General features: G+C 66.1%; 19 protein-coding genes. 4 read left to right on the top strand and 15 right to left on the bottom strand.

Features of this window, described 5'->3' with window-relative positions:
* Window positions 1-453: 453 nt before the first annotated feature.
* From greA to guaD, 3 genes are all read left to right on the top strand, one after another.
* On the top strand, window positions 454-942 hold the full coding sequence (gene greA, locus LXM94_RS02985) for a transcription elongation factor GreA (RefSeq protein WP_235769662.1): 489 nt from the start codon (window positions 454-456) through the stop codon (window positions 940-942).
* 73 nt (window positions 943-1015) lie between these two features.
* The gene (puuD, locus tag LXM94_RS02980) at window positions 1016-2251 is read left to right on the top strand and encodes a urate hydroxylase PuuD (protein ID WP_235769661.1); all 1236 of its coding nucleotides are present in this window, start codon (window positions 1016-1018) and stop codon (window positions 2249-2251) included.
* Between the two features lie 2 nt (window positions 2252-2253).
* Entirely contained in the window at window positions 2254-3561 is a 1308-nt protein-coding gene (guaD, locus tag LXM94_RS02975) for a guanine deaminase (RefSeq protein WP_235769660.1), read from the top strand.
* Window positions 3562-3579: 18 nt separating this feature from the next.
* Here the strand turns inward: guaD and LXM94_RS02970 are convergent, their stop codons facing one another.
* The 10 genes from LXM94_RS02970 to LXM94_RS02925 form a co-directional block, all read right to left on the bottom strand.
* The gene (locus LXM94_RS02970) at window positions 3580-4653 is read right to left on the bottom strand and encodes an ABC transporter ATP-binding protein (protein WP_235769659.1); all 1074 of its coding nucleotides are present in this window, start codon (window positions 4651-4653) and stop codon (window positions 3580-3582) included.
* Window positions 4650-5450, bottom strand: a complete 801-nt coding sequence (locus LXM94_RS02965) for an ABC transporter permease (RefSeq protein ID WP_235769658.1) — start codon at window positions 5448-5450, stop codon at window positions 4650-4652. The genes LXM94_RS02970 and LXM94_RS02965 overlap by 4 nt, the downstream gene beginning before the upstream one ends.
* 3 nt (window positions 5451-5453) lie before the next feature.
* Complete coding sequence (locus LXM94_RS02960) at window positions 5454-6311, bottom strand: ABC transporter permease (protein ID WP_235769657.1); 858 nt, start codon at window positions 6309-6311, stop codon at window positions 5454-5456.
* 75 nt (window positions 6312-6386) lie between these two features.
* On the bottom strand, window positions 6387-7397 hold the full coding sequence (locus LXM94_RS02955; protein WP_235769656.1) for an ABC transporter substrate-binding protein: 1011 nt from the start codon (window positions 7395-7397) through the stop codon (window positions 6387-6389).
* A 37-nt stretch (window positions 7398-7434) separates the two neighbouring features.
* Entirely contained in the window at window positions 7435-7764 is a 330-nt protein-coding gene (locus tag LXM94_RS02950; protein ID WP_235769655.1) for an NIPSNAP family protein, read from the bottom strand.
* Window positions 7765-7767: 3 nt separating this feature from the next.
* Window positions 7768-9231 (bottom strand): aldehyde dehydrogenase, encoded by a 1464-nt coding sequence (locus LXM94_RS02945; protein WP_235769654.1) that lies wholly within the window; start codon window positions 9229-9231, stop codon window positions 7768-7770.
* 7 nt (window positions 9232-9238) lie between these two features.
* Window positions 9239-10276: an LLM class flavin-dependent oxidoreductase gene (locus LXM94_RS02940; protein WP_235769653.1), complete on the bottom strand. Its 1038-nt coding sequence runs from the start codon at window positions 10274-10276 to the stop codon at window positions 9239-9241.
* Window positions 10273-11202, bottom strand: coding sequence for a flavin reductase (locus LXM94_RS02935; protein ID WP_235769652.1), 930 nt, complete (start codon window positions 11200-11202; stop codon window positions 10273-10275). Before LXM94_RS02935 ends, LXM94_RS02940 begins: the two co-directional genes overlap by 4 nt.
* Window positions 11192-11998 (bottom strand): alpha/beta fold hydrolase, encoded by an 807-nt coding sequence (locus LXM94_RS02930; protein WP_235769651.1) that lies wholly within the window; start codon window positions 11996-11998, stop codon window positions 11192-11194. The genes LXM94_RS02935 and LXM94_RS02930 overlap by 11 nt, the downstream gene beginning before the upstream one ends.
* Window positions 11973-12575, bottom strand: a complete 603-nt coding sequence (locus LXM94_RS02925; protein WP_235769650.1) for an amino acid synthesis family protein — start codon at window positions 12573-12575, stop codon at window positions 11973-11975. The genes LXM94_RS02930 and LXM94_RS02925 overlap by 26 nt, the downstream gene beginning before the upstream one ends.
* A 95-nt stretch (window positions 12576-12670) precedes the next feature.
* Here LXM94_RS02925 and LXM94_RS02920 point away from each other — a divergent pair, with 95 nt between their 5' ends.
* Window positions 12671-13351, top strand: coding sequence for a GntR family transcriptional regulator (locus LXM94_RS02920; protein ID WP_235769649.1), 681 nt, complete (start codon window positions 12671-12673; stop codon window positions 13349-13351).
* A gap of 46 nt (window positions 13352-13397) precedes the next feature.
* On the opposite strand, the gene LXM94_RS02915 is transcribed toward LXM94_RS02920, so the two are convergent.
* The 5 genes from LXM94_RS02915 to LXM94_RS02895 all read right to left on the bottom strand — a co-directional run bounded on the left by LXM94_RS02915 (window position 13398) and on the right by LXM94_RS02895 (window position 20135).
* A complete protein-coding gene (locus LXM94_RS02915; protein ID WP_235769648.1) occupies window positions 13398-15209 on the bottom strand; it encodes an ABC transporter ATP-binding protein in 1812 nt (603 codons plus the stop codon).
* A gap of 2 nt (window positions 15210-15211) precedes the next feature.
* Window positions 15212-16072, bottom strand: a complete 861-nt coding sequence (locus tag LXM94_RS02910) for an ABC transporter permease (protein WP_235769647.1) — start codon at window positions 16070-16072, stop codon at window positions 15212-15214.
* Window positions 16069-17010 (bottom strand): ABC transporter permease, encoded by a 942-nt coding sequence (locus LXM94_RS02905; RefSeq protein WP_235769665.1) that lies wholly within the window; start codon window positions 17008-17010, stop codon window positions 16069-16071. The genes LXM94_RS02910 and LXM94_RS02905 overlap by 4 nt, the downstream gene beginning before the upstream one ends.
* Window positions 17011-17031: 21 nt before the next feature.
* Window positions 17032-18558, bottom strand: coding sequence for an ABC transporter substrate-binding protein (locus LXM94_RS02900; protein WP_235769646.1), 1527 nt, complete (start codon window positions 18556-18558; stop codon window positions 17032-17034).
* Window positions 18559-18653: 95 nt separating this feature from the next.
* Window positions 18654-20135, bottom strand: coding sequence for a M81 family metallopeptidase (locus tag LXM94_RS02895; RefSeq protein WP_235769645.1), 1482 nt, complete (start codon window positions 20133-20135; stop codon window positions 18654-18656).
* Between the last annotated feature and the right edge of the window lie 652 nt (window positions 20136-20787).

The raw sequence follows: 20787 nt of genomic DNA, 5'->3' as shown, positions 1-20787 counted from the left end.
GAGGAGGCGCTTTCGTTTGCGGCCGGTACGTGCGGCCGTGGCGGAAGAGGCGTGGAAAGCGGCGGGGATCAAAAAATCTCCGCCGGGCAGGCTTCCCCCTTTCCCGGGTTCGCGGGATCGGTTTGGGTCCGCCATGCAAGCAGGGACAACGCATGCCCCCGAAAAGTGCGGAACGCGGTTTTCGGACAAGGCGCATGCGAAGACACTGTGCAGCGAAGCCGTTTCCGCGCCTGAAGGAGGTCGACCGCCTCCGAAGAACGCCTGGGGCCGCGCGAAAGCGAAGCCACCAAACACACCACTCCAGAGGCAACGCTTTCGCGCGGTTCTCCGGACTTCAAGCTTTCATCCCCCCGGTGGCGGTCCATGCGGGTCTTTCGACGCGTGGTGTCGCCTCTGGCAAAGCGGCGGCCGGAGGCCTAGATTGGGGCGACAGATCAGAAGGAGCAAAACAGCGTGAGCGTCGCATTCGTCAAGGAGGAGAGCGCGGAAGCCGCAGCGGAAATCCAGCTGCCCGAGCGCCCGATCTCGCCGCACCCGAATCTTGTCACCGAGGCCGGGCTGAAGCAGCTGGAAACGCAGTTGCGCGAGGCGCAGGCAGCGCTCGAGGTTGCGGGCGCGATCGAGGACGTCAACGAGCGCCGCCGCCGCTTGGCCATCCCCTCCCGCGACGCGCGTTACTTCGCCGAGCGCCTGCGAACCGCCGAGCCGATGCCGAACCCGGATGACACGGAGACCGTGGCCTTCGGCCATGTCGTCACCTTCAGCCGCGACGACGGGCGGGTGCAGACCTATCGCATCGTCGGCGAGGACGAGGCCGATCCCGCCGCCGGCAGCATCTCCTATGTCTCGCCCGTTGCGCGTGCCCTGATGGGCAAGGCGGTCGGCGACGTCGCTGCCCTTGGCGAACGCGAAATCGAGATCACGGAGATCGCTGTGCCCTGAGTGCCGGTGCCCCTTCCCTCGCCCGCAAATTTCTCGCAATGTGGCGCTCGCGGAGGAAGAAAAGGGGACCGGAATGTACGACTATGCCATTGTCTGGGAATGGCTTTCCTTCGCCGTGCGCTGGCTGCACGTCATCACCGCGATCGCCTGGATCGGCTCGTCCTTCTATTTCATCGCGCTCGATCTCGGCCTCGTGAAGCGCGACCACCTGCCGGAGGGCGCCTATGGCGAGGAATGGCAGGTCCACGGCGGCGGCTTCTACCATATCCAGAAATACCTGGTGGCGCCGGCTGAGATGCCGGAACATCTCACCTGGTTCAAATGGGAAAGCTACGCCACCTGGCTTTCCGGCTTCGCGCTCCTCTGCATCGTCTATTACGGCGGCGCCGATCTCTTCCTGATCGACCGGCAGGTGCTCGACGTCTCGGCACCCGCCGCCATCGCGCTGTCGCTGGCGTCGCTGGCGCTCGGCTGGGTGCTCTACGACCTTCTCTGCAAGTCGCCGATCGGCAAGAACACCTGGGGCCTGATGGTGCTGCTTTACGCCGTGCTCGTCGCCATGGCCTGGGGCTATACGCAGCTTTTCACCGGCCGCGCCGCCTTCCTGCATCTCGGCGCCTTCACCGCGACGATCATGTCGGCCAATGTCTTCTTCATCATCATTCCAAACCAGAAGATCGTCGTCGCAGACCTGATCGCCGGCCGCACGCCGGACCCGAAATACGGCGCCATCGCCAAGCAGCGCTCGCTGCACAACAACTACCTGACACTGCCCGTCATCTTCTTCATGCTGTCGAACCACTATCCGCTGGCCTTCGCCACCGAGTTCAACTGGATCATCGCAGCCCTCGTCTTCCTGATGGGCGTCACCATCCGCCACTGGTTCAACACGACGCATGCCCGGAAAGGCCGGCCGACCTGGACCTGGCTCGCCACCGCCATCCTCTTCGTCCTCATCATCTGGCTTTCGACCGCGCCAAAAATGCTGACCGGCGAGACGGCGGAGGCAACACCGCCGGCGATCTTCCAAAAATTCGCGGCGAACGGCCATTTCCCGGCGGCGAAGGACGTCGTGCTGTCACGCTGTTCCATGTGCCACGCGGCCGAGCCCGTCTGGGAGGGCCTGCTGTTTGCGCCGAAGGACGTGCGGCTGGAAGACGACGCGGCGATCGCCGCCCATGCGCGGGAGATCTACCTGCAGGCCGGCCGCAGCCATGCCATGCCGCCCGGCAACGTCACCGGCATGACGGCGGAGGAGCGCCGGCTGATCGCCGCCTGGTTCGAAAGCACTGTCGCGGAAGGAAGCTGACGATGACGAAAACCCTGATCCGCGGCCGGCTGCTCTCCTTCCTCCGCCGGCCGGAAAACCTCGACGACGCGGCAAGCTACCGCTACGAGGACGACGGCGGGCTGCTGGTCGAAAACGGCCGCATCGCGGCCTTCGGCGCCTATGCGGATGTGAAGGCTGAGGCGCCGGAGGATGTGGACGAGATCGACCACCGGCCGCACCTCATCCTGCCCGGCTTCATCGACACGCACCTGCATTTCCCGCAGATGCAGGTGATCGGCTCCTATGCCGCCAACCTGCTCGAATGGCTGAACACCTATACCTTCCCGGAGGAATGCCGCTTCGTCGAAAGCGCGCATGCCGCCCGCATCGCGCGGCATTTCTACGACGAGATGATCCGCCACGGCACGACGACGGCCGTCGCCTATTGTTCGGTGCACAAGACCTCCGCCGACGCCTATTTCGCGGAAGCCCTGAAGCGCGGCATGCGGATGGTCGGCGGCAAGGTGATGATGGACCGCAACGCGCCGCAGGGCCTGCTCGATACGCCCGAGACGGGCTATGACGAGACCCGCGCGGTGATCGCCGAATGGCACGGCAAGGGCCGCAACCACGTCGCCATCACCCCCCGCTTCGCCATCACCTCGACGCCGGCGCAGATGGAGATGGCGGCAGCGCTCGCCCGCGAGTTCCCCGACCTGCACATCCAGACGCATCTCTCGGAAAACCACGACGAGATCCGCTTCACGAGCGAGCTCTACCCGGAGGCGGTGGACTATACCGATGTCTATGCCCGCTACGGACTGCTCGGCCCGAAAAGCCTGTTCGGCCACTGCATCCATCTCTCGGAACGCGAGGCGGACGCGATGAGCGAGGCGGGGGCGGTGGCCGTGCACTGCCCGACCTCCAACCTCTTCCTCGGCTCCGGTCTCTTCCCGCTCAAAAGCCTGTCGCGGCGGGACAAGCCGGTCCGCATCGCGGTCGCGACCGACGTCGGCGGCGGCACGAGCTATTCGATGCTGAAGGCGATGGACGAGGCCTACAAGATCCAGCAGCTTCTCGGCGAACGGCTGAACCCGTTCGACAGTTTCTATCACATCACGCTCGGCAACGCGGAAGCGCTGTCGCTGGCGCAGGCCATCGGCACGCTGGAACCCGGCACCGACGCCGATTTCGTCGTGCTCGACGCGGCCGCGACGCCGGCCATGGCCTTGAAGATGGAGGTGGTGCGCTCGCTTGCCGACGAGCTCTTCCTGCTGCAGACGCTCGGCGACGACCGGGCGATCCGCGAGACCTATGTGGCGGGCAAGCCGCTGAAGGCGACGCTTTGAGCGGTGTCGCCGATCCGCTCAGAAGGCGTGCATCGCTTCGGGAACGAAATCGAGCGACACGCTAACGCCGGGGGCAAGGCCCGCCAGCGCCCTGTGCCCGAACGGCAGGCGCACCGACAGCGGCGGCACGCCCGGCGGCTCGACGATGACGTGGATGGTGTTGCCGAGGAAGGTGATGTCGCGCACGGTGCCGCCAAGGTGCCCCGGCCTGCCGCCGGGCGCAAGGTCGATGCGCTCGGGCCGCAGCAGCAGGGCGGCGCGCTCGCCGGCAGCCCTCCTGCCCTGCAGCGGCACGCCGTCGACGATCACGCCGCCCGGCAGCGCCAGCCGCGCCGTCCGCCCGTCGGTCGCCAGCACGTCCGCGTCGAGGAAGTTGCTGTCGCCGACGAAGCCGGCAACGAACCGCGTCGCCGGTGCCGAATAGAGCTCCGGCCCGGTGCCGATCTGGTCGATCTCGCCCTGGCTGAACACCGCGATCCGGTCGGAAAGGCGCAGCGCCTCCTCCTGGTCGTGGGTGACGTAGAGAATGGTGACGCCGGTTTCCCGGTGGATGCGGCGGATCTCGAACTGGATCTCCTCGCGCAGCTTCTTGTCGAGCGCCGAAAGCGGCTCGTCCATCAGCAGCACCGGCGGATCGTAGACGAGCGCCCGGGCAAGCGCGACGCGCTGCTGCTGGCCGCCGGACATCAGCGCCGGCCGGCGGTCCTCGAAGCCTTCGAGCCGCACCAGCCGGAGCGCCGCGCGGACGCGCTCGGCAATCTCGGCCTGCGGCCGGCGGCGGATGCGGAGCGGAAAGGCCACGTTCTCGCCGACGGAGAGATGCGGAAAGAGCGTATAGCGCTGGAAGACCATGCCGATGTTGCGCCGGTGCGACGGGGTCGCGAGCAGGCTTTGGCCCTTAAGCAGGATGTCGCCGTCCGTCGGATCCTGGAAGCCGGCGAGGATGTAGAGCGTCGTCGACTTGCCGGAGCCCGACGGGCCGAGGAAGGTCATGAACTCGCCCTCCGCGACGTCCATCGTCACGTTGCGGACGGCCGTCACCGGGCCGAAGACCTTGCGGATGCCGCGAATGCTGAGAAAAGGTCCGGTCATGTTTTGCGTCCCTTGCGCAAGAGCGCCGCGAGAACCATCAGGAGGATGGTGAAGGCGATGAGAAGTGTCGACGCCGCCGCGATCACCGGCGTGAGGTCCTGCCGGAGCGTCGCCCAGATCCTCACCGGCAGCGTCTGAAGCGTCGGGCTTGCCATGAAGATCGCCAGCACCACCTCGTCCCACGAGGCGAGGAAGGAGAAGATCGCCGCCGCGAAGATGCCGTGGCCGATGGCGGGCACCGTGACGCGCAGGCGGGCTTCCCACGGGCTCGCGCCGCAGAGGATCGCGGCGTCCTCGATCGAGCGGTCGAAACCGTCGAGGGCGCTGCCAATCGCGATGATCGAGAATGGCAGGGCGATCAGCAGATGCGCGACGACGAAGGCGACGGTCGTGCCGGCGAGCCCGAGCTTCAGGAACACGGCGTAGAGCGCCACGGCGAGCACCACGACGGGCAGGATCATCGGCGTCAGGAACAGGGCACGCAGCAGGTCGCGGCCGGGAAACGTGCCGCGGTCGAGGCCAAGCGCCGCGAGGAAGCCGATCGTGACGGAAAGCACCGTGACCATCGTCGCGATCTGCAGGCTGGTGAATGCCGACTGGAACCAGCGTGGGTCGGCGAACAGGTCCTCGTACCAGCGAAGCGTCCAGGAGGGCGGCGGAAAGATCAGCCATTGCGAGGAGCCGAAGGAGAGCGCCGCGATGAAGACGATCGGCAGGATCAAGAACAGGCAGACCAGGACCGTCAGCCCGATCAGGACGGTCCGCAGCGCGCCGAGCTTATCGAAATCGAGCAGCATCGCCTACCTCCCGCCGTTTACATGGAGATAGCGCAGCTGCACCGCGTAGAGCGCGAGCGTGACGACCAGCAGCACCAGGGCGGCGGCCCCGCCCATGCCCCAGTTGACGAGCGACTGCACGAACTGCGCCACGAGTTCGGCCAGCATCATGTTCGACGTGCCGCCGAGAAGAGCCGGCGTCACGAAATAGCCGAGCGACATGACGAAGACCATCAAGGCGCCGGCGGCGATGCCGGGCAGCGACAGCGGAAGAAGCACGCGCGTGAAACACTGCCGCTTCGTCGCGCCGCAGAGTGCCGCTGCGCGCAGAACGGCCGGATCGATCGCCCGGATCACGCCCATCAGGGGAAGGATGACGAAGGGCAGCATGATATAGACCATGCCGATCGTCACGCCGACGAGATTGTTGACGAGCGGCAGCGGCGTGTCGATCAGGCCGAGGCCGATCAGTGTCTTGTTGATGACGCCGGTCCGCTGCAGCAGCACCATCCAGGCATAGGTCCGCGCGAGAAGGTTGGTCCACATCGACAGGATGACGACGGCAAGGACGAGCCGCGACCATTTTTCCGGCATGATCGCCAGCAGCCAGGCGACCGGATAGCCGATCAGGACGGAAATGGCCGTGACGACACCCGCCACGACGAAGGTGTTGACGAAGATCCGGAGATAGGTGGTCGAGCCGAGCAGGGCGGCATAGTTGCCGAGCCCCGGCTCGGGCTCGAGCACGCTGCGGATAAGCAGCATCAGGACCGGAACGATGAAGAAGAGGGTGACGAGCAGCAGCGCCGGCACGAGATAGGCGAAGCTGCCGTCCCGTCCCGTCTTTCGCCCTTCTCCACCGGCAGTCGCGGATGGTGCCATTTTACAAGTCCGTTCAGGCGTTTCGCGGACCGGAATGCCGGTCCGCCTGTTGCGGGAATACGGTACGCGCCCGGCCTACTGCGCCTGCCAGGCGTACCAGCGGGTGCCGATCTCGTCGCGGTGCTCCGCCCAGTAGTCCATGTCGGCATTGACCTGGGTTTCGGCCTGCATGTCCGGCAGCGTGTTGCGCAGCGCGGGATCCATCAGCACGTTGGACTCGAGGTTGATCGGCGCATAACCGGTCGCGGCCGCGAAGTTTGCCTGCGCCATGTCGCTGGTCGCATGGGCGATGAACTTCATCGCCGCGTCCTTGTTCTTGCTGCCCTTGGGAACGACGAGCGAGTCGGCGGCGGTGATATTGTTCGTCCAGGACGTCTCGACCGTGACGCCGGTGGCGGCGAGAGCGGTCAGGCGGCCGTTCCAGAACGAACCGAACGGCGCTTCGGCGGAGGCGAGAAGCTGCTGCGACTGCGCACCGCTGTCCCACCAGATGATGTCGGCCTTGATCGTGTCGAGCTTCTTGAAGGCGCGGTCGAGGTCGAGCGGGTAGAGCTTGTCCGCTTCCACGCCGTCAGCGAGCAGTGCCGCCTCGATCACACCGGGGGCGGACCACTTGTAGAAGGTTCGCTTGCCCGGAAATTTCGTCGTGTCGAAGAGGTCGGCCCAGGTCGTCGGGCAGGCGTCGACCGCCTCCTTGTTGCAGCCGATCACGAAGGAATAATAGAAGCTGCCGACCGAATAGTCGGTGACGAAACGCGGATCGAGCTTGGATTTGTCGATGACCGAGAAGTCGAGCTTTTCGAGCAGCCCGGCCTTGCCGGCCTGCACCGCATAGTCGCCTTCGACATCGACGACGTCCCAGGCGACGCCGCCGGATTCGACCATCGCCTTGATCTTGCCGTAGTCGGTCGGGCCGTCCTGGGTGACGTTGATCTTGGTTCCCTCGGTGAACCCGGTCGCCCAGTGCTCCGTCTGGGCATCCTGCGTGGTGCCGCCCCAGCTGGTGAACACCAGGTCCTCGGCGCCCGCCGTTCCGGCAAGGCCGAGTGCCGTCGAAAAGAGAGTGGCTGCAATCCAGTTTTTCATGTTCCCTGTCCTTATTGTGCTTGGTGGTCGGTTGGTGTCAGGCGTGTGCATCACCTCCGAGCGGCGAGAAGGCCGCCGGCATCATGATCTTGTTGTCCGCGGTCACGATGAGATCGCGGATTTTCGGCAGGAAGGCCTGCCAGGCCGGATCGGCAGCAAGGCACGCGCGGCGGGCCTGCCGGTCGTCGAGGCTCTGGAAGCCCCAGATGTGGACGATCTCGTTGATCGGGCCGATCTCCGAGGAGAAGTAGCCGACCAGGTTGCCGAGATGCCGCTTCTGGATAGCGATGCCTTCCTCGCCGACAACCTTCAGGTATTGCGGGATGGCACCGTTCTTCAGCCTGTAGGTGCGGATCTCGTAGAGCATGGATCACCGCATCACGAAGGGATCGGGAAAGGGCTCGTCGGCGGTCCGCAGCCAGACCGTCTTCGTCCTCGTATAGTCGAGCGCGGCGGCGAGGCCGCCCTCGCGCCCGTGGCCGGACTGCCCGTAGCCGCCGAAGGGCGCGATCGGCGACACGGCGCGGTAGGTGTTGATCCAGACGATGCCGGCGCGGATGCGCCTGACCATGCGATGCGCGCGGCCGAGACTGCGGGTGAAGACGCCGGAGGCGAGGCCATAGGGCGTCGCATTGGCCAGCGCCACCGCCTCGTCCTCGGTATTGAAGGACAGGACCGACAGCACCGGCCCGAAAAGCTCTGTCTCAACCGACGCAGCCTTGACGCCATCGCAGTCAAGAATGGTCGGCAGGTAGTAGAAGCCCTCGCCGTCGCCGGCGCGCCCGCCGGTCACCAGCGTCGCGCCGGCATCCACCGAAGCGGCAACCACCTTCTCGATATGATCCCGCTGGCGCCGCGTGCAGAGCGGCCCGACCTCGGTTGCCACATCGAACGGCGTGCCGATCCGGATCGCCTCCGCCTTCGCCTTGAGGAGGGAAAGGAAACGCTCCTTGACCGATGCCTCGACGATCAGCCGCGAGCCGGCGACGCAGCTCTGGCCGGCCGCGGCGAAAATTCCTGCGACCTGGGCATTGGCCGCGCTTTCGAGATCGGCATCGGCAAAGACCACGAAGGGCGACTTGCCGCCGAGTTCGAGCGAGGTGCTGGCGAGGTTCTCCGCCGAATTCCGCACCACCTGCGCCGCCGTCGAGGGGCCGCCGGTGAAGGCGATATGGGCGACGCCTGGGTGTTTCGTCAGCGCGCTGCCGCAACGCGGCCCGAAACCGGTGAGGATGTTGACGACGCCCTTCGGGAAGCCGGCCTCATGCACCAGCCGCGCGAATTCCAGCAGCGGCGCCGGGCCGTCTTCCGACGCCTTCACAACGATGGTGCAGCCGGCGGCGAGCGCCGGGCCGATCTTCACGGCGGCAAGGAAGAGCTGGCTGTTCCAGGGCACGATCGCGGCAACGACGCCGATCGGTTCGCGCCGGGTCCAGACCTCCATGTCCGCCTTGTCGATCGGCAGCGTCGCGCCTTCGATCTTGTCGGCGAGGCCGGCGTAGTAGCGATAGTAGTCGGCGACATAGGCGATCTGCGACGCGGTTTCGCGGATGATCTTGCCGGTGTCGCGGGTTTCGAGTTCGGCGAGTTTCGCCGCATTGGCCTGCACCAGATCGGCCAGCTTGTAGAGCAGTTTTCCACGCGCGGTCGCCGTCAGCGCGGGCCACGCGCCGGTCCGGAGCGCCTGTTCCGCCGCCTTGACGGCACGGTCGACATCGGCCTCGCGCGCCTCGGGCATCGAGGCCCAGACCTTTCCCGTCGCCGGATCGATCGAGTCGAAGCGGGCCGACCCTGCCTCGAATGCACCGTCTACATATTGCTCGAAACTCTGCATGGCGCCCTCACGCGAAAGCCGGCATGACATCGGCGATGAATCGCTCGAGCGATGCCTTCTTGCGCTCGAAGCTCATGCCGGTATCGATCCAAAACGAATATTCGTCGTAGCCTTGCCGCTCGTAGACTTTGAGACGATCGATGACCGTGGCTGCATTGCCGATCGGCATGTTGGTGATCATCTTCTCCGGCGACAGGTTGGCGTTCGCCGCGAGGTCCTCGTCCGTCAGTTGCTGAATCAACCCTTGATGGATCGGCCGTTCGTTCTTGAACCAGGCGAAGAAGTAATTGTAGTAGGTGCTGATCTCCCTGGCCGCCTGGGTAATGTCGGCCTCGTCCGAGCCGACATAGGTATGCTGCAGCAGCATGATCTTCGGCCGCTTGATATCGGGCGCCTTTTCGCAGGCCGCGACGAAGCGTTCCATCAGGCTCGCGATTTCCGCCTCGCCGTTGGCGAGCGGCGTGCATTGCACGTTGCAGCCGTTTGCGACCGCGAATTCGTGGCTGTTGGGATCGCGCGCGGCGACCCAGATCGGCGGATGCGGCTGCTGCAGCGGCTTCGGCGCCGAGGTCGTCGACGGGAATTTCCAGAATTCGCCGTCATGGGCGTAGTCGCCCTGCCAGATGCCTTTCACCGCGGGGATCAGTTCGCGCATGCGCTGGCCGGCGCCCCAGGCATCGAGACCCGGCAGCAGGCGCTCGTATTCGAAGCTGTAGGCGCCGCGCGCGACGCCGAGATCGAGCCGCCCGCCGCTGATGATGTCCGTCATCGCGGCCTCGCCGGCGAGTTTGATCGGATGCCAGAAGGGCGCGATGACCGTGCCGGTGCCGAGGCGCACGTTGCTGGTGCGCCGGGCGAGGTCGGCAATGGTCACGAACGGGTTGGGCGCGATGGTGAAATCCATCGCGTGATGTTCGCCGGTCCAGATCGCATGCATGCCGCCCCTGTCGGCGATCTCGCAAAGCGCGACGAACTCGTCGTAGAGCTGCCGGTGGTTCTGGCGCGCATCGAGCCGCTCCATGTGGACGAACAGCGAGAATTTCATCGTTCACCCCTTGCGGCCACGGCATGCACGCGGCCCTTGTCCTGATTGCCGAAATAGACGCCGAAATTTCCGAGCGTGCTCTCCTGCGCGAAACGTCTCACGAGTTCGCGTATCGCGGTGTCGGAAATCTCGGGCAGCGGAAGGTCCCGCAAGGGGAACAGCCGCCCATGCGTCACCTCGCCGTCGCCGAGGCTGGCGCGGTAGACGACGTGCTGGCGCCCGGTCTCGGTGTCCTCGTAGACCGAGTAGAGCAGCCCGGTCCTTACGGTCAGTCCGGTGCCGGCCGCCACGTATCGTTCGAGCGCTTCGATGCCTTCGTTCTCGGCCTTCTCGACGAAGGGCAGCGTCCAGCCGCCCCGGCCGTCGGCGACCAGCAACACGTCGCCGTCCCGTTCGGCGACGGTGCCGAGCAGCAGCCTGCCATCGGCGTTGGCAAGCAGGCTCCTGTCGGCGAGCGCCGGCGTGAAATAACCGCCGCGGGCATAACCGAGCCCGGTCCTGCCGCTGTTTTGGAAGCCTTCGACGCGGCCCAGAAGGATGACGTGGTCGCCGGCGTCGACGACCTCGTGCATCGCGCAGTCGAACCAGGCGGCGACATCCGCGAAGACCGGCGCGCCGAAGGGCCCCCTGCGCCAGTCGACGGACGCAAACCGGTCCTCGACCGGCCGGGCAAACGTCGTCGATACGTCCTTCTGGCTCTCCGAGAGGATGTTGACACCGAAGCCTTTCGCAGCCGTCAGCGTCGTGTAGTTGCGCGAAGTCTTGGCCAGACAGACGAGAAGAAGCGGCGGATCGAGCGATACGCTGGTGAAGCTGTTGGCGGTGAAACCGAGCGGCGCGCCCGCATCGTCGATCGTCGTGACGACGGTCACACCGGTCAGGAAGGCGCCGAATGCATCTCGCAGGGCCCGTGGATCAAATGTCATGCCCAACCTCCGAGGTCAGCCAGTCGGCAAGTGCGTCGTTCACGGTCGCCGGGGCCGTGAGGTTCACCATATGGCGATGGCCGGGCACGATCACCGCCCGGCCAAGCGGCGCCGCCGCCGCCATCGCCCGCGCCATCGCCGGCGTGGAATTCAGGTCTCCATCACCCGTCAGGAACAGTGCGGGGCACCTCACGGACGGCCAGCAGTCCGGGTAGACGGTATCGCCCGTGGCGAAGGCCCGGTAGGCGGCCGCGTAACCGTCCGCATCGACGACCCGCAGCAACTCGCGGACCAGCCCATATGCCTCGCCGGTTCTCTCCTCCGGATCGAACCAGCGGGCAAGCGGCGCCTCCCGGTCGAAGACGCCCGAGCCGATCTCGTCGGCCCGCGCCTCGACCGCCGCCCGGGCCTCGACACTGCGCCTGTGAACGCCGTTCAGCAGCGCCACGCGCCGCACCATGGCCGGTTCCGCCGCCACGATCCCCGTCGCGATCAGCGCGCCCATGGAGTGCCCGGCGACATTGACCGGGCCAGAATCGAGCTCGTCCAGCACGCCCTTGAACCATCCGACGAAGCCCGGAAGCCCCGCCGGCTCGCAGAGCGGCGGCGAGAGGCCGTGCCCGGGAAGATCAACGGCGATCACGCGGCAGCGATCCGCGAGCCACTCGATCTGCGGCCGCCAGGCTTCGAGCCGCATGCCGACGCCATGGAGCAGCACGATGGTTTCGTCGCCTCGACCGCGGTCGAGATAGGCGGTGCCGGAGGAGGTCCTAGACCGATGCAGGGTTTGCAACATCGTGGCCCAGCTCCTTGAGGTCCTGGTAGCGGTCGCCGATGCGGTGATGCGGGCGGCCGCCGATCGAGGCCCCGAGCGCCACCACGATCTCGTCGGCGGCAGGCGCGTCCGGGATGGCGCACTGGATCGTCAGGTAATGCGAGCGCCGGCCCTCGTCGTTCTTGTCCATGAGCGGGATCATCACCGGCGCATTGGCCGGACCGCGTGTGTTGCAGAAGGCGAGATAGGATTTTGCGCCGACGGCCGTGCGATAGTGGTTGCCGAAGCGAAGCGTGTGGATCAGCGCCGAGGCATGCTCGATCTCGCCGTCGAGGCCGACCACCGCCGACTTGCCGTAGGCCTCGACCGACGCGCCCGAGCCGGCCGCCTCGATGACCATGCGGGTCAAAAGCTCGCCCAGCACGGGCGCGACGGCGTGTATCTCCGGCTTCAGGTCGTCGACGAAGCCGCGTCCGGCCCAGGGGTTCTTCACGACCGCCAGCGCCGCGATCAGCCTGAGCGGTACCGGCGCCTGCCGGCCGCCTTCGATGAGGGTCGTCTCCACATGCAGAAGCGTCTTGCGAATGGTGGGCGCCACGGCCGTCTCCCTGTCATCTTGTCGTTCATATGTTGGTATACCATAATACCAAGTGTCAAGCTTGTGCTGGGAATTTTTTGCGGATACACGGGGGAATGGTCAAAAACGTCGACACCCTTGCAGCCCTGCGTATCGAGACACCGCCCGCGACCCTTCGCGAAATCGCACTCGACCGCATGCGGCGTGCCATCATCAACGGCCTATTCGAGCCCGGCGCGCGGCTGGTCGAGCGTACGCTCTGCGACCAGCTCGGCGTTTCCCGCTCGGTCATTCGCGAGGTGATCCGTCATCTCGAGGCGGAGGGGCTGGTCGAAATGCTGGCGAAGCAGGGGCCGATCGTGGCCCGGCTGAGCTGGGACGACGCGCGCCAGATCTACGACATTCGCGCCGCTCTGGAATCGACCGCCGTTGCCGATTGCGCCCGCATCGCGGATGCGAAGGTCAAGGCGGGACTGCGCGAGGCGCTCGACGAGCTCGACCGCACGTCCCGGCAGAACTCTCCGGCGGGAATCCTCGACGCGACCACCGACTTCTACCGGATCATCTTTGAGACGAGCGGCCACAACATCGCCTGGGACATCGTCAGCCGCTTGAACAGCCGCATCTCGCGGCTGCGCGTCATGACGCTCTCGACCACCAACCGCACGGTCTCCGGTCCGGCGCAGATCCGCGAAATCTTCGCCGCGATCGACCGCAACGACCCGGAGGCCGCCGCCTCGGCGTGCCGCGCGCATGTCGCCGCCGCCGCCGCCATCGCCCGCACCGTGCTCGGCTGACGCTGCGGCCGGGAGACGCGGCAACACGGCAGTCCGGGCCGCAGCGCTAGGCCGAAGCGGCCTGCTGCACGAAATGTCCGGCGGAGATTTCCCGATAGGTGCGCCTCGGCGGCACGTAGCCGAAGGGCCGGACCGGGCTTTTGATCTCTTCATTGAGCGGCGGGTTCAGCAAGCCGCGTCGTGCCGGATCGGGGATCGGCACGGCGGAGATCAGGCGGCGCGTATAGGGGTGCTGCGGATTGCCGAAGATCGCGGCGCGCGGACCGATCTCGACGATCTCTCCCAGATACATCACCGCCACGCGATGACTCATGCGCTCCACGACCGCCATGTCGTGCGAGATGAAGAGATAGGCGAGCCCGTGCTTTTCCTGGAGGTCGAGCAGCAGGTTGGAGACCTGTGCCTTGACCGAGACGTCGAGTGCGGAGACCGCCTCGTCCGCCACGATGAAGGTCGGATCGAGCGCGAGCGCCCGGGCGATCGCGATGCGCTGGCGCTGACCGCCGGAGAATTCGTGCGGATGCCGGTCGGCCATGGCGGCCGAGAGCCCCACCTGTTCGAGAAGCTCGGAAACGCGATCCTTCGCCGCGCGCCGGTCGGCGATCCCGTGGGCGAGCATCGGCTCGGCGATGGCCGATCCGATGGTGATACGCGGATTGAGCGAGGCGAACGGGTCCTGGAAGATCATCTGCGAGCTGCGCCGCATGGCACGCAGCGCCTTCGCGCCGGCGTGCGTCACGTCCTCGCCGCCGATGACGACGGCGCCTGCCGTCGGGTTGACGAGCCTTATGATGGCGCGCCCGGTCGTCGACTTGCCGCAGCCGGATTCGCCGACCAGCGACAGGGTCTCGCCGGGCCTCAAATCGAACGAGACGCCCTCGACGGCATGCACGCGGCCGTTCGGCAGGTCGAAGCGGACGGAGAGATCCTTGACTTCGAGGATCGGCGCGACGCTGGGCGAAACCTCCGTCATGTCCCGGCCTTCCGTCGCCTCCCCGGTCGTGGCGTCGACCTCGGGGAAACGGCGCGGCGCCTCGCTCTTGCCCATCGTGCCGAGGCGCGGGATGGAGGCGAGCAGCATCCGCGTATAGGCGGCCTTCGGTGCTGCGAAGATATCGGTCGTTTCGCCGGTCTCGATCATGTCGCCGCGCAGCATCACCACCGTACGGTCGGCAATTTCCGCGACCACCCCCATGTCGTGCGTGATGAACAGCACGCCCATGTTTTCCTCCCGCTGCAGGTCGCGCAGCAGATGGAGGATTTCCGCCTGGATCGTCACGTCGAGTGCCGTTGTCGGTTCGTCGGCGATCAAAAGCGTCGGGCGGCAGGCGAGCGCCATGGCGATCATCACGCGCTGACGCATGCCGCCGGAAAACTTGTGCGGATATTCGTGAAGCCGCGTCTTCGCCGCCGGGATGCGCACGCGCTCCATCAGCCTGAGCGCCTCCGCCTCGGCCTCGCTCCACGACATGGCCCGATGCAGCACGAGGGACTCGGCGATCTGGTTGCCGATGGTGAAGACCGGGTTGAGCGAGGTCATCGGCTCCTGGAAGATCATGCCGATCGACCCGCCGCGTACCGCGCGCATCTCGCGCTCCGAGGCCTGCAGCAGATCCTGGCCCTGGAGCAGGATGCGCCCCTCGCAACGCGCCTTTCCGGGCGGCAGCAGACGCATGGTGGAGAGTGCCGTGACGCTCTTGCCGGAGCCGGATTCACCGACGATGGCAACCGTCTCGCCGGCATGGACGTCGAGGCTGATGTCGCGGATGACGGTGCGCCAGCCCTCCGGCGTCCGGAAGGACGTCGACAGGTTCCGGATCGAGAGCACGGGGCCGGCGGCTTTGTCGGTCGTGTTCATCCTCACGTCTCCTTCGCCAGCCGCGGATCGACCAGGTCGCGCAAGCCATCGCCGAGCAATTGCAGCGAGAGCACCGAAAAGACGATCGCCAGCCCCGGGAAGATCATCAGCCAGGGCGCATTGTTCATGTATTCGCGGCCGGCGGCGAGCATCGTGCCCCAGGTCGGCATGTCGGTGGAAACGCCGACGCCGAGGAAGGAGAGGCTCGCCTCGGCCAGCATCGCCGAGGCGAAGACGAAGGTCGCCTGCACGAGGATCGGCGAGGCAAGGTTGAGCAGCACATGGCGCGTCAGGATCTGCCAGGTCGGCAGGCCCATGGCGACCGCCGCCTCGATATAGGGCAGTTCGCGCAGCACCAGCGTCGAGCCGCGCACGATGCGGGCAAGCCGCGGCGCATAGGTGATGCCGAGCGCCAGGATGACCGTCAGGAGCGACGGTCCGAGGGCGGCGACGAGCGCGATCGCAAGCAGGATGTCCGGGAAGGACATCATCGCGTCGAGCAGCCGCGAGATCGGCGCGTCGAGCTTGCGGAAGAAGCCGGCGACGACGCCGAGCATGACGCCGAGGACGGTGGAGATGCAGACGACGCCGAGGCTGACGAGCAGCGACACGCGTCCGGCATAGATGGCACGGGAGAAGATGTCGCGGCCGAACTCGTCGGTGCCGAAGAGATGGGTGGCGGACGGCACCTGCAGCTTGTTGACGATCGACAGCTTGTTCGGCGTGTAGGGCGCGATCAGCGGTGCCAGCAGGGCTGCCAGAACGACTATCGCCAGGATGACGGCGCCGAAGAGGATGGCGCGGTTACCGAGCAGCCGGCGCAGGCCCGAGGCGAAGGGCATGGAGAGGCCGCCGATGGTCATAGCCGCACCCTTGGGTCAACGAGGATATAGAGCATGTCCACCACGAAATTGATCAGCACGTAGATCGCCGCGACGACCAGCAGCGTGCCCTGGATGACCGGATAGTCGCGCCTCAAGACGGCGGAGACGACGAGATTGCCGACGCCCGGCAGGCCGAACACCGTTTCCGTCACCACGGCGCCCGCGACCAGCATGGCGATCGAAAGGCCGATGACGGTGATGATCGGGATCAGCGCGTTTTTCAGCGCATGCTTGAGGATCACCCGCCCCTCGCCGGCCCCCTTGGCACGGGCGGTGCGCACATAGTCGTCGCCGAGCACGTCAAGCATGGCCGCGCGGGTGAAGCGGGTGATCAGCGCCGAATTGACGATGCCGAGCGCGACGGCCGGCAACACGAGATGGTGCAGCCGCTCGAAGAAGGTGGCGTCCGGCCCGCCATAGCCCGACGCCGGGAACCAGCCCTGCCCGACGGCAAAGGCCTGGATCAGGAGCAGGCCGAGCCAGAAGCTCGGCACGCTCGCCGCCACCATCGTCAGCGTCACGACGATCTGGTCGAAGAGCGTGCCGCGCTTGACCGCCGACAGGATGCCGACGGGCAGCGCGATGCCGACCGCAATCAGGATGGAGAAGAGCGTCAGGAAGAAAGTCGGCTCGGCACGCGCGGCAAGCGCCGTCGTCACCGGCTGGTCGAGAAAGATCGACTGGCCGAGATCACCCTTAAGGATCCCGAGCACGAACTGGCCGTATTGCACGATGAGCGGCGCATCGAGCCCGAGCCGCGTGCGCAGTTGCGCGATGTCCTCGGGGGTCGCGTCCGAGCCGAGCATCACGGCAGCCGGATCGCCCGGCGTCACGCGGACGATGATGAAGACGACGGTGACGACGAGGGCGAGCACGATCGCCATGCCGCCGAGCCGTTTCAGAAGCGCCCGCGTGATCCGTTCCATGGTTTTACCGCCTTACTCTTTCGGGGTGACGTTCCAGAACTTCGGCCAGTAGGTCGGCGTGTAGTCGGTGATGCCGGCTGCGACGCCCGATACGGCGTTGAAGTTGCCGACCTTGTAGAGCGGCGCGTCGTCGTAGATCGCCGTCTGGATGCCGTCCCACGCGGCCTTCTTGGCCTCGTCGGTCGTCGCCTCCATATAGGCGGCGACGGCCTTGGCCTTCTGGTCCGAAACATACCAGCCCGGATAAGTGTCGGTGATGGTGTTGATCGTCGTCGGGTCGCCGGGGAAGTTGGAGTGGGTGATGAAGATGTCCCATTCCTTCGGATCGGCGCGCCGCGTCGTCAGCGTCGCCCAGTCCACCACCTGCAAGTCGACCTTGAAGCCGGCAGCCTCCAGATAGGCCTTGGCGACCTCGCCGATCTTGTAGTGGAACTCGTACTGGCGGCTCGTCATCAGCCGGAGCGGCGTGCCGTCATAGCCGGCATCGGTGAGCAGCTTGCCGACCGCCTCCGGATCGCCTTCGCCGTAGCGAACGACGCCCGCCTCGGTGTGCCAGAAGGAGCCCTCCGGGAAGATCGAGCCGTCGACGCTGAAGAAGCGGTCGTCGGAGAAGGCGGCGAGCATCATGTCGTTCGGGTTGAGCGCTGCCTGAACGGCCTGGCGGAATTCCTTCTTCACGAGAAGGCCTTCCTGCATGTTCATGTTCATCGAGGCCCAGCCGGTGTTCTCGTAGATGACAGGCTTGGCGACGCCGCTGTCCTCGACGCGCTCATAGGCGCTGACCGGCAGCGAGTCGGCGAAGTCGAACTGGCCGGAAATCAGGCCCTCGACGCGGGTATTGGCATCCGGCACCGGCACGAAGCGGATTTCCTTGGCGATCGCCTCGCGTTTGCCCGCATAGTTGCTCGGCTCGCCCTCCGGCGACTTGTAGTCCTCGAAGCGGACGAGCTGGGTATACTGGTCGGGCTTGCGCTCCTTCAGCGCATAGGGGCCGGTGCCGACGAATTCGGTCAGCGTCTCGCCGGCCTTCTCGGAGGGGATAATGATGGAAGCCTGCGACAGGGTGGCGACGAGCGGCGCATACCGCGACTTCAGCTTGAAGACGACGGCGTTCGGCCCGTCCTCGGTCAGGCTCTCGACCACCTCGGCGACCTGCTTGCCCTTGGAATTGATCGTCATCCAGCGCTTCAGCGAGGCGACCACGTCGGCGGAATCAAACGCGCTGCCGTCGTGGAAGGTGACGCCTTCGCGCAGCGGGATGCGATAGGTCAGGCCATCCTCGGACAGGTCCGGCAGGCTGGCGGCGAGCAGCGGCACCGACTTCCATTCGACATCATAGGTATAGAGCGTCTCGAAGATGTGCTGGTCGATGGTCAGCACGATGTCGGTCGGCGTCTGCATGGCGTCGAGCGTCGGCGGTTCGCCGATCGTCGCGACCGTCAGGATGCCGTCGGCCGCATGGGCGCTCTGGAGGGCAATCGCCAGCCCGCTCGTGCCGGCCAGCATCGCCAGCGTTGTCAGAACCAGTACACGTTTCATGGTCGTTCCCCTTTCAATATGCCGGCAGGTGTCTCGCACCGCGCCGGTCGTGCCATCGTCTCAAGTCGCCGGCCGGTTCCTCTCCGGCCGGCGGCTCAGCTTTCGAGCCCCAGCGGATCGGCGACGCGCGGCCAGAGCTTGAGGCTCGCCTTGCGGTAGGGCGTCGTCGCCGGATCGGTGGGGTAGGAAGTCGGTGCGGCGATATAGACGATCTCGGAGGAGACCGGCTGGAAGCCCGCGTGGAAATGGTTGGTCGACTTGACGAGCAGGTAGGCCTTGCCGGCAAAGTCGATGCCCTGGTTGGCGAAGATATCCGGCTCGTAGGTCTGGGTGCGGCTGGTGATCAGCACGATGTCGATTTCCGTGCCGAGCGGGCGCACGACGGCGGTGCTGCCGAGCGTCACGCGGCTGTTGCGGAAGCTCTGCCAGCCGGCGTCGAAGACGTCCTGAACCGTCACCCGGAGATCGATGGGTGCGCCGCCCTGGGGGCCGGACTTGCCGCCGAATCGCAGGTCAAGTTCGGCCCCCCGGCCCGCCGCATGGCAGAAGGAGACGGCGATGGGGTCCCAGATCGTCGCCACCGCAAAGTCGTCGAGGCCGCGCTCCATCATGCGCCTGAGGATATGGGTCGCATCGCCTGCAACGCCGCCGCCCGGATTGTCCCAGACATCGGCGATCACCACGGGCACATTTGGCTGTTCGGCGCGAACGGCGATCGCCCGGTCAAGGCCGGCCTCCGTGTCGAACATCGGCATAGCGGCCTTCTTGCGAAGGCCGTAGAGTTCGCGGCCGAGGCTTTCGGCAAGCGCATCGCCCTTCGGCTTGTCGCCGTCTGTCACCACGACAACTCGCGTGCCCATATCCGGCACGTCGCCCGCCATGAAACCGTGGATGACCGAGAGCGACAGGATGCCGTCCCGGCCCTCCATCGCCTTCAGGCGATCGACGAAGGAGCGCATCGGCTCGCGGCTCGTCGGGAAGATGGTGATCATGCGGCAGTCGAAGGTGGCGATGACGGGCCGGATCTCGCCGCGCAGCGTCCTCAGCGCCAGATCGACCACATGCTCGCCGCGCTGCTCGAAATCCGTATGCGGGAATTCGAGGAAGGTCGCCATCAGGTCGAGGCTTTCGACGCGCAGCGCCGTCAGGTGGCTATGCGGATCGAACTCGGCGGCCACGAGCACATCGGGGCCGACCATGGCACGAACCCGCGAGAGGAAATCGCCTTCCGGGTCGTCATAGCCCTGCGCGACCATGGCGCCATGCAGGCCGAGCACGACGCCGTCGACAGGCAGGGCCGCCCGGAGTTCGCCGAGAATGCGGTCGCGCAGCGTCTCGTAGGTCTGGCGCTGGATGAGGCCGGCGGGCTCGGCCCAGCAGGACGTGCCTTCGATGGTGATGAAGCCTTCCGCACGCCCGCGCCGGCGCAGGATGGGCACGACGGAAGAGCAGAGCGTCGGCGCATCCGGATGCTCGCCCGGAGCCGCGAAGAAGGCGGCCTTGAAGGCATGCATGTCCGTCGGCACGGGCGAGAAGGTGTTCGTTTCCGTGGCCAACGAGGCCGTGAAGATTCGCATATGCAGTTGATCCGAATGAGGTTCCGTCTTGCCGCCCGCCGGTCTGGATCCGACGGCGGCGCCGGCGGGCGCAGGTCCGCCTCTTCCGCGACGCTTTCAGTCGTCGAGGAAGAGGCGGGCGGCCGTTGCCCGCCCATCGTCCGATTGTCTGGTTTCCGGTTGCGTTCGCCCGCTCACATGGTCACGCCATGTAATTTATTTTCTTAATAATGCGCGAAGTTTGGCCTAAGTCAACCGTATTTTGGCATTATTGGGAGATTTATGTAATTCATTTTCTTTGCCGAGATTTTTCCTGAAAATTTTCACGGACGATGCGCCGCGGCTTCCGGCAAAGCCGGACGCGATTCATTTTGAAGATCAAACCGTTCCGGGCGATATTTTCGACGACTCGGCGGGTGGGACGCGGTGGTCCGGTACCGCACGGATGAAAACAGGCGGGCGTTAGGGGCGTCCATTTTCATGCGGCCCGCGGCGATGATTGCGGATTCCCGCGCCGGAACGGCGACCGCAGGCAATTTTTCCGGGCGACAGGTCCGGACGAACCATAGGGCGGCCCGCCGTAAGTGCGACTGGGCCCGCAGGCGATACGCTTCGCGAGGGGCGCGGGCGGGTCTCGCGGAACCTGTATTTTATTTTCGCATGAGCCATCACC

This window comes from Rhizobium alarense (genome assembly GCF_021555155.1).
GTDB classification, from domain to species: Bacteria; Pseudomonadota; Alphaproteobacteria; order Rhizobiales; family Rhizobiaceae; genus Rhizobium_D; species Rhizobium_D alarense.
This window is presented reverse-complemented; position numbering and strand designations above follow the sequence as displayed.